This is a genomic window from Mucilaginibacter flavus (assembly GCF_030409315.1).
Taxonomy (GTDB): Bacteria; Bacteroidota; Bacteroidia; order Sphingobacteriales; family Sphingobacteriaceae; genus Mucilaginibacter; species Mucilaginibacter flavus.
On record NZ_JAUFPS010000026.1, the window covers coordinates 250155 to 264073 of the forward strand.

Here is a 13919-nt window from a genome sequence, read left to right on the forward strand (position 1 = left end):
ATTGCCAGGGCTTTTGTATTTAAAATCAGAGTGATCCTAAAATTAGAATTTACCTAATTCCTGAACAAGGTCGATCAGTTTGTTTGAGTAACCCCACTCGTTATCGTACCATGATACTACTTTTACAAAGTTATCATTCAGGCCGATACCTGCTTTTGCATCAAAAATTGATGTGCGTGCGTCGCCTTTGAAATCTTCAGATACTACTTCGTCTTCAGTGTAACCTAAAATACCTTTTAATTCGCCTTCTGATGCCGCTTTCATAGCTGCTTTGATGGCTTCGTAAGATGCACCTTTTTTCAAACGTACAGTTAAGTCAACTACAGATACGTCGGCAACTGGTACGCGTAATGACATACCTGTTAATTTACCTTTTAACTGAGGTAAAACTAAACCAACCGCTTTAGCAGCACCTGTTGATGAAGGGATGATGTTTTGGTAAGCACCACGGCCACCTCTCCAGTCTTTGGCCGATGGGCCGTCAACTGTTTTTTGAGTAGCTGTAACAGCGTGTACAGTAGTCATTAAGCCTTCTTCGATACCAAAGCTATCATCCAATACTTTAGCGATAGGCGCTAAACAGTTGGTGGTACATGAAGCGTTTGAAACGATGGTTTGATCGGCTTTCAATTCTTTATGGTTAACACCCATTACAAATGTAGGGGTATCATCTTTTGCCGGCGCGCTCATTACTACTTTTTTAGCACCTGCGTCGATGTGTTTTTGAGCGGTTTCTTGTGTTAAGAATAAACCTGTAGACTCAATAACAACTTCAGCACCTACTTCGTTCCATTTAAGGTTAGCAGGGTCTTTTTCGGCAGTTACACGGATGGTTTTACCGTTTACAACCAAATGGCCACCTTCAACAGCAATAGTGCCTTTGAACTGACCGTGAGTTGAATCGTATTTTAACATGTAAGCCATGTAATCTGGCTCAACAAGGTCATTAATACCAACAACTTCAATGTCAGATCTTTCAATTGCGGCTCTGAATGCCAGGCGTCCAATACGGCCGAAACCGTTAATTCCTATTTTCATGATTTTTTAATTTTTATTAGAATAGTAGGTTAATAAATTGTTTATGGGTTCTTTAATTACGTTAGCTATTTGAAGATTGGCTTCGGCAGCGCTTTCATATAAAAGTTCCTGAAAATTGGCAGCAACCGTACCCACAAAATGTATGGAGGCATCTGGATGTTGCTGATGTAAAGGTACCAAATATGTGGAAATGAGCGTGCTAAAACCTTTTTTTATGACGCTTTGTAGATGAACGTCTGTACGGTTTTCGAGGTAAAAATCGGCAAAGGAACTCAGGAAAAGCGCCGGTTGTTTTTGGCGATAAACTTTCTCTAAAAGCGTTTTACGGTCGGCATCGTATTTATGGATAAACTTTTTGCGCAGGTTTGCGGGCAGGGTATCATTCATAAAGCCTTTAATGAGCTGCCGGCCAAGCCAGTTGCTGCTGCCTTCGTCGGCCAAAATATAGCCCATGCCGTAATTGTTGGGCGCCACCTTTTTACCATCGTACCAGGCCGCGTTTGAGCCGCTGCCGCAAATGCTTACTATGCCTGGCGAGTTTTTACAGCAGGCGATAGCCGCCGCGGTAATATCATGATCAACAGTTACCTTACCAAACTTAAAAAAGGCAGATAGGGCGTTGTAAACAACTGCCTTACGCTCATCTGATGATGCACCCGCGCCAAAAAAGTAAATGCGTTTTATTTCTTCGGCGTGGTGAATAAGGTTGATGTTTTTGTTGAGCAGTTGCAGTATATGTTTTTCGTCGTTAAAATAGGGATTGATGCCATTGGTTTTGAAAGAAGCAACAGTTCGGCCCTTATCGGCTAAACGCCAATGGGCAAAGTACGATCCACTATAAACAACTGCAATCATTAATTATATTGATAATATATCAACCATTTGCAAAAGATCTGATTCGAGCTTAAACTCATGGTGATTAAGCGCTTCTTCTAAACTGGTTAACAAAATGTGGTTGGCTTGCAAACCTACCATTTTTTGTGTTTCGCCGGCTATTAAAGCGTTAACTGCTGCAAAGCCTAAACGGCTACCCAAAATCCGGTCAAAACTGGATGGGCTGCCCCCTCTTTGCAAGTGGCCTAAGATAGTAACTTTAATGTCGTAGTTATTAACTTCTTTTTGTACCGCTTTTGCCACATCATACACGCCGCCGTTCTTGTCGCCTTCGGCCACAATTACAATGCTTGATGACTTTTTATTCATATGACCTTCCTTCAAATTCTTGATCAGGTCTTCAATAGCGGTTTGTTTTTCGGGCAGTAAAATAGCCTCGGCACCGCATGATATGCCTGCACGCAGGGCAATAGCGCCAGAGTCGCGACCCATTACTTCAATAAAGAACAAACGGTCATGCGCATCGGCCGTATCACGTATTTTATCAATAGCCTGGATAACGGTGTTGGTGGCGGTATCAAAACCTAAAGTGTAGGTTGAGCCGCATAGATCATTATCAATAGTGCCCGGTACGCCCATAACGGCTATATCGGGGTATTTGCGTGAAAAACGTAAAGCGCCGGTAAAGGTACCATCGCCACCAATTACTACCAGGGCATCAATGCCGCGTTCTTTAAGGTGCTTGTAGGCTGTAGCCATGCCTTCGTCTTCTTTAAAAGGCAGGCAACGGGCGGTTTTTAAAATGGTACCGCCCAGGTTAAGGATATTACTTACCGAACGTTTGCTCATGTCATACATGTCGTTCTCGATAAGGCCTTTATAACCCTGACGGACACCCACTACTTCGAGGCCGTTATATAACGCTGTACGTACTACCGCGCGGATGCAGGGGTTCATGCCCGGTGCATCGCCACCAGAGGTTAAAACAGCTATTTTTGAAATTTTATGCATTTTTACACCACTAAATTTGTGCTACGAAGATACAGTGTGTAAATTACACCATTAAATTTATTTGTTTTTTTTTGGATTAGGAATTAACATTATATATTTAACCTATAAACTAAATTTCGATAACTATTTTGGAACTAATGCTACCCAAGTTCGATTCCGTATTCTCTATAGATTGCGTAATTTTTGGTTTTGAAGCCGGCGAGCTTAAGATTTTACTGATTGAGCGAAACGAAGAGCCATATAAGGACTGGTTTGCACTACCCGGCTATTTAGTTGAGCAAGACGAAAGTATCGACGATGCCGCCGAGCGTATCCTGTATGAGCTTACCGGTCTGCGCGACTTGCACATGCAGCAGTTTCATACCTTTGGCGAGGTTAACCGCCACCCGCAAGGTAGGGTAATTACGGTGGCTTATTACGCGCTGATTCGTATTAATGGGCAAAAGGAACTGCGCCCGGTTACGCAGTTTGCCAAAAAGGCCATTTGGTATTCTGTAAACGATTTGCCCAAACTGGCATTTGATCACAGCGAAATTTTTAACACCGGTTTTAACAAAATTCGCCGCAGGCTGCACTATCAGCCAATAGCATTTGAATTACTGCCCGAGAAATTTACGTTAACCCAACTGCAATCATTGTACGAGGCTGTACTAAATAAAAAGCTGGATAAACGTAACTTCCGCAAAAAGATGCTGAGCTACGGTTTCCTGAAAGAATTGGACGAAAAACAAAAAGGCGTATCATACCGCGCCGCCAAACTCTACAAATTCGATAAACGCAAGTACGGGAAGATTTTCCAGGGAGAAATGAGCCTGGGGTAAAAGAGAGTCAAGAATTAAGAGTCAAGAATCAAGACAGCTGCACTGGGCAGGTGATAATAAAAAACGGGTCGTAGTTTAATTCGGCCCGTTTCTTTTTCATTGGTATTTTAAAAAATAGGAAACAAGATTGATGGAAATATAAAAGGGTTAGTAATGCAAATTACTAACCCTTTTTTATGTCTTGATTCTTGACTCTTAATTCTTGACTCTTCTTACAAAGAACTCGGCGATAACTCCAAATGGAATTTTACCAGGTTATCTATAGGCGAGCGGATGATGTTACCTACAACCATTCCGTTTTCGGTAACTACTTCTTCTAACACGTTGCGGAAGTTGTAACCAACAGAGCCGATACAGTTAAAGGTATATTTTTGATAGTCAGGATAGTGAGTAACCAGGTTGCGGAAAAAGTCCTCGAACGAGGTGCGCACTAAATTACGTGAGTACTCCAGGTGCACATTGTTATCATAAACAAATTTGCTGAAGCTTGCGCAAAAGCGGTTGGCACGTGGCTGGGTATAAACCTGCTCGTTGATATCATCGGGAGTAAGTTTATAGGTTTCCCAAAACAGGTTACGCACAGGCTCTGGCATGTAGCCGCGCAGGTAATCGGTTAGTAATTTTTTGCCGATGTAGCAGCCGCTACCTTCGTCGCCAAGGATGTAAGCGCCAGAATCGATGTTGTGTACCACTTCTTTGCCATCGTAAATGCAGCTATTGGTACCAGTACCTAAAATAGCCGCGAAGCCTTCGGTGTTGCCTAAAAGCGCGCGGGCCGCCGCAAGTAAATCGTGACCAATGTATACTTTCGATTTTGTGAAAACAGCTTCCATAGCCACTTTTACAAGGTTGCGCATATCTGGTGTTGAACAGCCTGCACCGTAGTAATTAACCTCGGTAATTTCATCTTTCTGCAGGTCGGTAGGCAAACTTTCGTTTAGCGATTGTATGATGTACTCTGTGCTCGAAAAATAGGGGTTATATCCTTCGGTATTGAAATAAACTTTTTTACCTTCTTCGGTAACCAAACACCAGTTTGTTTTAGTTGAGCCACCGTCAGCAATTATGATCATAAATTTGGTTTTAGTAGAAAAATTGGTTAAAAGTATGATTAACTTATTGTAAAAAAAACACTTTGGAATTTAAAAGAGAAAAATTGCCATTTTCACGTCAATCACACCTTCTTTTTACACAAAATCTAACGTTAACGGCCTTAGGTATCATTATTGGTAACACATTATTATAAAATTATGGTATTATAATAAATGTTAACTTAACATATAACTGAGGTTAAGGACATTGCAGCGCGTTTTTTTTGCAATTGTACGTAATGTTGCATAATTTATCAACACCTGGCAACAATACTTGCGTATAATTATACTAAACCCATTTAGATTACATGAACGAGAGTGAGTTTTTGGGCGATATATGAACTGATTTTACAGCCGGGAACTTTTCTTTTAACCAGCCCAGCATAAATTCAGACCCGGGCTCTTCGCTGGCGATGTGGCCCAACACTATCAGGGATAGCTTATCGCCTTTAGCCTGGGCGTCGCGCACATACTCGGCAGTTTCCCATTCAGATATTTCGCCAACAATCAATACATCCGGCTTTATTTTGCCGGCTCCGGTTATTTGCCTTTTACCACCTGCAGCGCCGGGTATAAACAATATCTTCTGGCAGTTTTGATGGAGATTGCCAATATAGCGTACCTTATCAATGGATAGCTTGATTTTAAGATAATCAATCAACGCGCTTAGAGTGGTAGGAGGGAGCGTTAAAATACCCGGATCGGGTTGGTAATACTGTGCCCAGTTTAATTGCTTTAGTAAGCCCTGGCCCACGCCATCGGGTTTAAGGCTGTGTATATAATCATGGTTACGCCAAACGGCTATATTATGCTCTTTAAGCAGGGCGGCTTTATACTGATAAACATCATCATTAGCCAGCCATTCGGTTTCATCGGCATGGTTATAAAAAGTAGGTTCGTGGGCTATAATGAAATTGGCGTTGAGGGCGATGGCTTGTTTAATTACATCAATAGTGGCAAACATGGTGGTCACTACCCCGGTCACTTTAATATCGCGATCTCCGCTTTTTAAGGTATCTATAGTGGATGCAAAAGGAGCGCCTGGAATCTGGCTGATAAATTTATCGATGATTTGCCCAACGGTTACATCGCTGTCTACCTCAAAAAAGCTCGCGGCCTTGCCCGCAAAAGGCGTAGTTAAAAAAGTGGTAGCTACAGCTGCTTTGGTTATATTGAATATGAATTTGCGCCGGGTATGGTCTTCACTCAGGGCGAAAAGATGTTTTGTAGTCATGGTTTTTGTATTCGGATCAATCAAATATAGAGAATAGGGGCCGAATTGGATAGTGCATAGATGACAGAATTAGGATTTATGCTACCTTAGTAAACCTGCATAATAATGACGAAAGACTATATTGAAATAATAGCAGGTTGGAAATTAACTTATGATGAAGTATCTAACGGTGTGTATAAGTTTTGGCTATTGACATTCAAAAACTGCTTGAGAAGTAACTGATCCATGCCCTTTACCTTTGCCCACCCCGCCATTGTTTTACCATTAGCGAACTATCCAAACGTTGGTTCTCCTTAACAGGTTTAATCATAGGCAGTATTACGCCCGATTTTGAATACTTTATCAGGATGAGGGTAAAAAGTGTATACAGCCATACTTTACCCGGATTATTTTGGTTTGATGTGCCTTTAGGGATATTGCTCACCTTTGTTTATTTAGCATTTATCAGAGATGGGCTGATAGCGCATTTACCCTCGCGGTTTAATCGTCGGTTTTCAAAATATGGTGGAATACCGGTAAAGAAAACTTTGGCATACACTGCCCCCATAGTTTTATCGGTTTTGATTGGTGCGGCTTCGCATTTGTTGTGGGATGCTTTTACGCACCCGCATGGATACTTTGTACAATTGATGCCCATACTTTCAATAGGTGTTCATGCTGGTGGCCACTATATCTACGTTTATAAACTATTACAGCACGGGAGTACTTTAGTCGGATTGGCGTTCATAGCCTATCTGGTCTACAAATTGCCAAAAGAAAAGCAAACCAAGGTGGTTCATATACGGTGGTATTGGGTAACTATACTGATAATTGTTGTACTCACTATTATCGCCCGTTTTTTGGGCGGGGTTACCCTTAAGGCCTACGGTAATTTAATTGTTACAGGTATTAGTGGCTTTTTAATTGGCTTGATTATCAGTTCGTTTTTTATTCTCGTTGCCCAAAAAGGTCAAAAAACTATGTCATAGATTTATAATCATTGTGTCTAATTCACACTAATGAGTTGCAATATATAGCAAAGTGGGGTATATTTGCAGTTCATAAGGTAAGTGATTCTCACTTATTAATTGTGATAAGGTTTAGGTTTAAAGCCCCAAGCAGCGAGTGCAAGGGGCTTTTATTTTTTCCTTAATTTTGCTAATCACAAATCAAATCGTAATTTTATATTGATAGTTTCGGCATAATTGTGCATCTTTGCAACCGCAAAAAAGCAAAAGACGCGTGTCTGAAAGTTATTTGCAGATGGTCCTATAGCTCAGCTGGATAGAGCAACAGATTTCTAATCTGTAGGTCTTTGGTTCGAATCCAAATGGGATCACCAGTAGGCATTGTCTACTTGTAAAAACCCTCTAAATAGCTTATTTGGAGGGTTTTTACATTAATTATCCCCTCAACAACCCTTTCTAAACCCGGATTTCTGAACACATTACTGAACACCTCTGGTTAGTTTTTAATTTTGGTATTTCAAATGCATTTTAATTAATTGATAATTAGTTAATTAATCATTTTACCAGGGGAATGATCCTCCTGCATTCGAACCCATGATTTAATACTGCCCCAGAGTAAATGAAGCATTTAAACTTAATTTTTATTCAGCATGAAAACTTCACAAACGTTCAGGGTTTATTTCACGATTAAATCCGACAAGGCTAAAGATGGAAAAGCGCCGCTTTATGCCGCAATTACCGTCAACAAGGAAAAGGCATTCGTTGCGCTTAAACAACAAATCAGCATGGCTATATGGGATTTTGGCAAGGGGGCTGCAAAGGGAACGCGGGAAGAGTCCCGTAAAATCAATACCTACCTTGACGAGGTGCGGCTATCCCTTGGCAACTGTTACAAGGACTTGCTTCTAAAAGGTAAACTGATCACCCCGGCAATCATCAAAAACCTGTTTTTAGGCGAAGCGGATGTAACCTATACCATGAACCGGATGATGGCCTATCATAACGAGACAGCAGGGAAAAGTTTAAATCCGGCAACCATGCGGCATTACCTGGTAACACAACGGTACTTATCATTTTATCTTGCAGCCAATTATCGTGCAGATGATATCCTGCTCAGGGATATTGATCATGGTTTTATCCAGGGCTTTGATGCCTTTCTACGGGTTTTAAGGCCAAAAGACCATCGTAAGCCCTTAAGCGATAATGGAATCAAGGTTCATCTCAAAAGGCTGAAAAAGATGGTACATCTCGCCCAGGATATGAAATGGCTGGATGGAGACCCTTTTGCGACATTCAGAATCAGGATGAAAAAAGTTGCCCGGGATTATCTCACCGATGCGGAGTTAAGCGCAATAGAGAAAAAGACTTTTGAGTTGGCGAGACTTGCGCTTATTAAAGATCTCTTTATTTTCAGTTGTTACACCGGGCTAGCTTACGGAGATTTAATGTCGCTTAAACCCAATCAGGTGGTAATGGCTGAAGACGGAGACCTGTGGGTCAGGACTGCACGTGAAAAAACATTGGAGCCGGTAAATATCCCGCTCTTGCCGAAAGCAATAGACATCATTAACAAATACAAAACGAACGAAAGGGCTTTGTATGATGGCAGCTTATTTCCGGTGATGTCGAACCAAAAGGTCAATAGTTACCTTAAAGAAATAGCCGATTGCTGTGGTATCCATAAAAACCTGACCTTTCATATGGCCAGGCACACTTTTGCGACAACGGTCACATTGTCCAATGGGGTGCCGATTGAAACGGTCAGTAAAATACTGGGGCATGCAAAGGTTGCCACTACACAAATTTATGCACGGGTGGTAGAACGGAAACTCAAGGACGACATGAATACGCTTAAACAAAGGCTGGCTTCCAGATGATTACAATCGGCGTATGCTTTTTGTAAAGCAATGTTCATCAGGCTGATTTTAGCTCTCTTATCTAATGAAACCCTGCGGAAGTCATCATAAACCATATTTCGGGCCATGACAAAAAGAAAGGATTTGAAAGACTTTTCAGGATCGATTGACCCTCGGTTTTCCCAAACCTCCAGATAAAGGTCCTGAAGCAGTTCTTTTGCGACCTCATTGTCTTTTACCAGGTTCCTTATGTTACTCAGTAAGATTCTGCTATGTTGTAAATAAAGCGTGTTAAAAGCAGGCTCACTACCTTGTTTTAATTGACGAAGCAATAAATCGATATTTATCTCTGTACCTGACTTCATATTTCAAAGGCAAACCGAATTTACAAAAATATATTCATTTTGTAAATTCGGTTTGCTGTTTTGTCTTGCTGTCGTCGAACAAATCAGGATTTTAGCTTTATGGTAGGTGAGGTATCTATGTTTGTGAACAATCATAAATCTTGCAAGCGGTCATTTACGCGTTCAGGAATTGGCCATGTTTTCACGTAGTAACCGGTTTAATTATATACTTAAATCATTTTTTAGATGCTTTTAGCAGAGAGTTAGGGGGCAGAACTATGCGCCTCTAAGCTTTACTCAAGGGGTTTTTACTTATATTTCAAAACTGCGTTACGAATGATACAGTTTCTATTGTCTTGTCTTATGGAAGAGAACTAAGGACTAAAATCTATTAATCTATTTCCTTTAAATCAATACGTTACATTTTATAAATCTATTCAGGTCACTGAATAAGTCACCTTGAAAATAGTCCAGTTATCGTCAACGCTTATTATGTCAATATCGAATTTATCATCAAATAAAACAAAACGTTAAACACCGATTTTGTCCTATAGAGGTGATATATAGCCCGGTTTGATCAACTACGATTAACTGAATTTACCTAACGGAGTATTAAAAAAAATGAAGTGAATTTCCTGACTAAAAATCAATTAAAATGTTTAAAAAAACTCACGTTAGCAATTTTAAGAGACGGTTTGAAAATATTCGTGATAATCATAGTATTAATTAATTTATAAAATCTTACCAGGGAGCGTCAATAATAACGACTAAATTGATTTGATCATGGTTGTTATTAATGAAATATTAATTTAATGTTATATGTTCGTGTATTGCATCTTTAATTATTATGTATTATATATATTAGCTAAATAATATTACCTATTGCACTTATCTAAAACTTGTATGTATAGTATTGCATTTTATAGATGTTTTTTTCATAAAACACACCTGAATCTTTTTCCCGGTATTACTCTTATCGCATTATTTGGGTGATTGCGTTATATTACTTTTAGGCTACAGCGGATGGTACATATTCTTTTATTATTCTGCATATAATTAACTGCCCTAAGTATTAGTTCCACCTTTTGATTAAACATGTTGTGCTGTAGCAGTATGCTGAGATCGTTCAGTCAGTATAGTTTTATTATACTTTCTATCCTATTCGATGAATGTGTTGACAATCGCTATGCTGTGCCAGGCGAATAATTAAAAACAAAATAAGATACTCCATCCTATCTAAATATCGAAATGAAAAAAACAGCACTTCTATTTTTCGTTATTTTAAATGGCATTTTGTGCCGGGCTAAGATGAATGTGCCTATACAAACTTCGGGCAGCGGTCCCCTGGGGCCAACCAATTCCTTAATAACTTTCACATCCGGAGGACCTCCTACTTATCCAACTGCAATTCAGGAACTTTGGGGATTAAATATTTGCGGAACCAATGTTCAGCCTGTTAAAATATATAATGCTAGTTTATTAGTAGGATATCAATCAAACAACCAGAACTATGGAACAGGCAACCTGTTTGCTACAGGATTTGTTGGTATAGGCGCTACGGATACCAAGGGCTACAAATTTGCTGTTAACGGCAGTGTGATCGCCAACTCGGTAATTGTTAAGCTTTATCCCGGGGCAGACTATGTTTTCAAAAATGACTACCAATTGCCGTCACTATCGGACGTAAAAACCTACATCGACCAAAATCATCATTTGCCCGAAATTCCGTCCGAACAGGAAGTTGCCCAAAACGGCCTTAACCTGGGCGAGATGAACCGGCTATTGCTTAAGAAGGTGAAAGAACTCACTTTGTATTTAATTGAAAAGGACAACAAGGAAAAAGCACTTGAAGCGACTGGTCAAAAAAATTCTGCTGAAATAGCGCTTTTAAAAACGCAGCTTCAAGAGTTAGCAACAAGGCCTGAAACAAAATAATCGTAAAATTTCAATAATGAAACATCTCTATCTTATCACATTAGCTTTAATGTTTACCGGGTATTCATCGTACGCCCAAAATACATTTCCCTCAAGTGGCAATGTAGGTATCGGAACAACATCACCGGCATCTGCGCTGGATGTTAATGGGGCCATTGCGCTCAAGGGAGTAACGGCATATGAGTCAAAACCCATCACGACGGCTTCTGACGGCACTGTTGTAGTCGCAAGCGGCGCACGAATTCGGGGGACTTATACTTTGACATTCGAAGCGGGGAACCGGCTACAGACCGTAGTTTTGCTTGCTAACGCTACACAGTATGATTACAATAGCTCTTTGTCTGTACTCAGCAATTCCTACTATAACAATACAGTAGTGATGTCAAATTTTCGCTTTGTATTTAGTGCTGATAATACGACAGTTTACCTTGTTTTTGACATATCAAACAGGAATGGCGGAACACTGGTTACCGCCATTTTTAACGGTACCGGTGTTTATCCGCCCCAATGGGGCGGCACATTGCCTACATCGGCCAACGCCGGGGGGCTTTATCCATTGGTAGTTAACATGGGTAACGTTGGCATCAATACTATCGATACTAAAGGCTATAAATTTGCTGTAAACGGGAACGCCATCGCCACTTCTATGACCGTTAAACTTTATGCCAACTGGCCCGACTTTGTGTTTAAACCCGATTATGAATTGCCCGCCTTAACGGACATAAAAACCTATATCGACCAAAATCATCACCTGCCCGAAATACCGTCCGAACAGGAAGTTGCCCAAAACGGCCTTAATCTGGGCGAGATGAACCGGTTACTGCTTAAAAAAATGGAGGAAATGACCCTATATATGGTAGAAGCGAAAGAGGAGATTAACGAATTAAAAAAGCAAGTAAAAGATTTAAAGACAAAAGTAAAATAGCTATATGAAAAAAGTTTTAGTGCTACTGCTGGCCGGCTTAACCGGTTTACATTTTGCCAACGCCCAAACCAAAACAGTTACGGTTGATGCTAACGATGCCTTGAATAACAATACCAAAATCGTTGCACAGACCTCCATAGGGCAATCATTTTTTGTCGGTCACCAGCTTGGATCTACTTATGCATACCAGTCGGCGGGAATTTTCAGAGCATGGACTGATCAGCCATTAGGTTCAGCAAATTATTATTACGATGGAGTAACGAATGGTACCACGAATTTCAGTGTTCGGGCAGATGGCCAGGGTTATTTTGCCGGCAATGTAGGTATCGGCATAAATGCCCCTACGGCCAAATTGCACATTTTTAACCAATACGATGTCAATCAGCCAACTGCACTGAAAATGTTTTACCAGGGTACTTGGGGCACACCGGCTTACGCCAGTAGTTTTAGGTTTATTGATATTAACAGCACGGAAAGCGGAAAAGTACTGCAGGTAAACGGTACGGGAGTAGGCATAGGATATGACCCGCCTGCATGGTCATCGCCAGATAAATTATATGTAAGTGGGAATGTGGGGATAGGTACCACTTCGCCGCGCGAAGCATTGTCTGTAAATGGCAATATCCGGTCAAAGCAAGTAAAAGTTGAGCTTGCCAACTGGCCAGATTATGTGTTTCAAAAAGACTATCAATTACTTTCATTAAGAGACGTGGAAACCTACATCGACCAAAATCATCATCTGCCGGAAACCCCTTCGGCGCAGGAGATAGAAACGAGCGGGTTAAACCTGGGCGAGATGAATAAACTGTTGATGAAGAAGGTTGAGGAGCTGACATTGTATCTCATTGAGAAAGATAAAAAAGACAAGGAACAAGAGAGCCGCATCGAAAAATTAGAAAGGATTATTAAAAACCGGAAGTGAGCATAGATGCCCGGATTAATAACAAAAAAACTCTATTAAAACATGAAAAAAATTTATTTAACTATTTTCTTAAACATGGCCTTATTGTCCTTTTGCAAGGCGCAGTATACGGTTATCGCCTGTGGCCCTAATATTAGCCCTGCAGTAAACTATGTTTTTTTAGGAAGCTTGGGATTTCCACAGGATAATGCCGCCAACAGCCAAAAGTTGCAGGTTGATATCATTGGCGGAGGTTGGGGTGCTAATGATAAGGGAACAACGACATTTTACATCGCCAACCGGGGAGGGCTTTCAGTCAATCAGGTTACTCAGGGCGGCTCTTCTTTTTCGGCAAGTAGTCTAAAGATCTACCAAAACGGATCGACAACCAGCTTTTATCTTGCGGTCAATAGCGCGTCCGACTATCTGGCATTTGCAGTGAAAGCTTATTTGTTCGGCTATGCAACCACAGCCCAACAGGTGAGTATAACTACACAGACAGCCGCGCCAACCGGTACAGACATCACTTCTACGATAACGGTTACCCCCGTGCTGATCACCGACCTCAACGGTAATATCGGATTAAATACCCTATCACCCGATCCGGCATATCGCTTATCAGTCAATGGGAAGATTAGGGCAAAGGAGATCAGGGTAGAAACCAGCTGGGCTGATTTTGTTTTTGATAAAGGCTATGAATTGCCATTACTTGCCGACATAAAAACTTACATCGATCAAAACCATCACCTTCCCGAAGTACCGTCTGCAGCTGAAGTTGCCAAGAACGGCGTTAATCTGGGCGAGATGAATAAACTGCTGATGAAAAAAGTGGAGGAGTTGACTTTGTATCTGATTGAAAAAGATAAGGAACTGACAACAGAAAAAGAACTTAATCGATCACAGGAGGTACAACTGACGGCGTTCAAAGACCGTCTTGATAATTTGGAAAAACAAAAAACAACCAATCTTAATAAATAATCAT

13 protein-coding genes and 1 tRNA gene are annotated in these 13919 nt (G+C 40.8%); 8 read left to right on the top strand and 6 right to left on the bottom strand.

The window, feature by feature from the left end:
- Nucleotides 1-42: 42 nt before the first annotated feature.
- From gap to pfkA, 3 genes are read right to left on the bottom strand one after another with little or no spacing between them, the layout of a single operon-like run.
- The gene (gene gap / locus QWZ17_RS10920; protein ID WP_290305238.1) at nt 43-1038 is read right to left on the bottom strand and encodes a type I glyceraldehyde-3-phosphate dehydrogenase; all 996 of its coding nucleotides are present in this window, start codon (nt 1036-1038) and stop codon (nt 43-45) included.
- Nucleotides 1039-1044: 6 nt separating this feature from the next.
- Entirely contained in the window at nt 1045-1893 is an 849-nt protein-coding gene (locus tag QWZ17_RS10925; RefSeq protein WP_290305239.1) for a hypothetical protein, read from the bottom strand.
- Between the two features lie 3 nt (nt 1894-1896).
- On the bottom strand, nt 1897-2883 hold the full coding sequence (gene pfkA, locus QWZ17_RS10930) for a 6-phosphofructokinase (protein ID WP_290305240.1): 987 nt from the start codon (nt 2881-2883) through the stop codon (nt 1897-1899).
- Nucleotides 2884-3011: 128 nt separating this feature from the next.
- Here pfkA and QWZ17_RS10935 point away from each other — a divergent pair, with 128 nt between their 5' ends.
- Nucleotides 3012-3704 carry an NUDIX hydrolase gene (locus QWZ17_RS10935; protein WP_435404578.1) on the top strand — a complete coding sequence of 231 codons (693 nt, stop codon included), beginning with the start codon at nt 3012-3014 and terminating at the stop codon, nt 3702-3704.
- A gap of 212 nt (nt 3705-3916) precedes the next feature.
- Here QWZ17_RS10935 and QWZ17_RS10940 read toward each other — a convergent pair whose 3' ends face one another.
- A complete protein-coding gene (locus tag QWZ17_RS10940) occupies nt 3917-4777 on the bottom strand; it encodes an N-acetylglucosamine kinase (RefSeq protein ID WP_290305242.1) in 861 nt (286 codons plus the stop codon).
- Nucleotides 4778-5099: 322 nt separating this feature from the next.
- Nucleotides 5100-6029 (bottom strand): Nif3-like dinuclear metal center hexameric protein, encoded by a 930-nt coding sequence (locus QWZ17_RS10945; protein ID WP_290305243.1) that lies wholly within the window; start codon nt 6027-6029, stop codon nt 5100-5102.
- Between the two features lie 263 nt (nt 6030-6292).
- On the opposite strand from QWZ17_RS10945, the gene QWZ17_RS10950 reads away from it, so the two are divergent.
- The 3 genes from QWZ17_RS10950 to QWZ17_RS10960 all read left to right on the top strand — a co-directional run bounded on the left by QWZ17_RS10950 (nt 6293) and on the right by QWZ17_RS10960 (nt 8853).
- Complete coding sequence (locus QWZ17_RS10950; protein ID WP_290305282.1) at nt 6293-6997, top strand: DUF4184 family protein; 705 nt, start codon at nt 6293-6295, stop codon at nt 6995-6997.
- 276 nt (nt 6998-7273) lie between these two features.
- Nucleotides 7274-7350: transfer RNA gene (locus QWZ17_RS10955), tRNA-Arg, on the top strand.
- Nucleotides 7351-7626: 276 nt separating this feature from the next.
- Entirely contained in the window at nt 7627-8853 is a 1227-nt protein-coding gene (locus tag QWZ17_RS10960) for a site-specific integrase (protein WP_290305244.1), read from the top strand.
- Here QWZ17_RS10960 and QWZ17_RS29640 read toward each other — a convergent pair.
- A complete protein-coding gene (locus tag QWZ17_RS29640) occupies nt 8781-9197 on the bottom strand; it encodes an RNA polymerase sigma factor (protein WP_353959483.1) in 417 nt (138 codons plus the stop codon). The two genes, QWZ17_RS10960 and QWZ17_RS29640, sit on opposite strands and share 73 nt — an antisense overlap.
- Nucleotides 9198-10424: 1227 nt before the next feature.
- On the opposite strand from QWZ17_RS29640, the gene QWZ17_RS10965 reads away from it, so the two are divergent.
- The 4 genes from QWZ17_RS10965 to QWZ17_RS10980 are packed head-to-tail and all read left to right on the top strand — an operon-like array spanning nt 10425 to nt 13915.
- Nucleotides 10425-11111 (top strand): hypothetical protein, encoded by a 687-nt coding sequence (locus tag QWZ17_RS10965; RefSeq protein ID WP_290305245.1) that lies wholly within the window; start codon nt 10425-10427, stop codon nt 11109-11111.
- Between the two features lie 16 nt (nt 11112-11127).
- Nucleotides 11128-12036 carry a hypothetical protein gene (locus QWZ17_RS10970; protein ID WP_290305246.1) on the top strand — a complete coding sequence of 303 codons (909 nt, stop codon included), beginning with the start codon at nt 11128-11130 and terminating at the stop codon, nt 12034-12036.
- 4 nt (nt 12037-12040) lie between these two features.
- Nucleotides 12041-12958, top strand: a complete 918-nt coding sequence (locus QWZ17_RS10975; protein ID WP_290305247.1) for a hypothetical protein — start codon at nt 12041-12043, stop codon at nt 12956-12958.
- A 42-nt stretch (nt 12959-13000) separates the two neighbouring features.
- The gene (locus QWZ17_RS10980; RefSeq protein ID WP_290305248.1) at nt 13001-13915 is read left to right on the top strand and encodes a hypothetical protein; all 915 of its coding nucleotides are present in this window, start codon (nt 13001-13003) and stop codon (nt 13913-13915) included.
- The last annotated feature ends 4 nt before the right edge of the window (nt 13916-13919 follow it).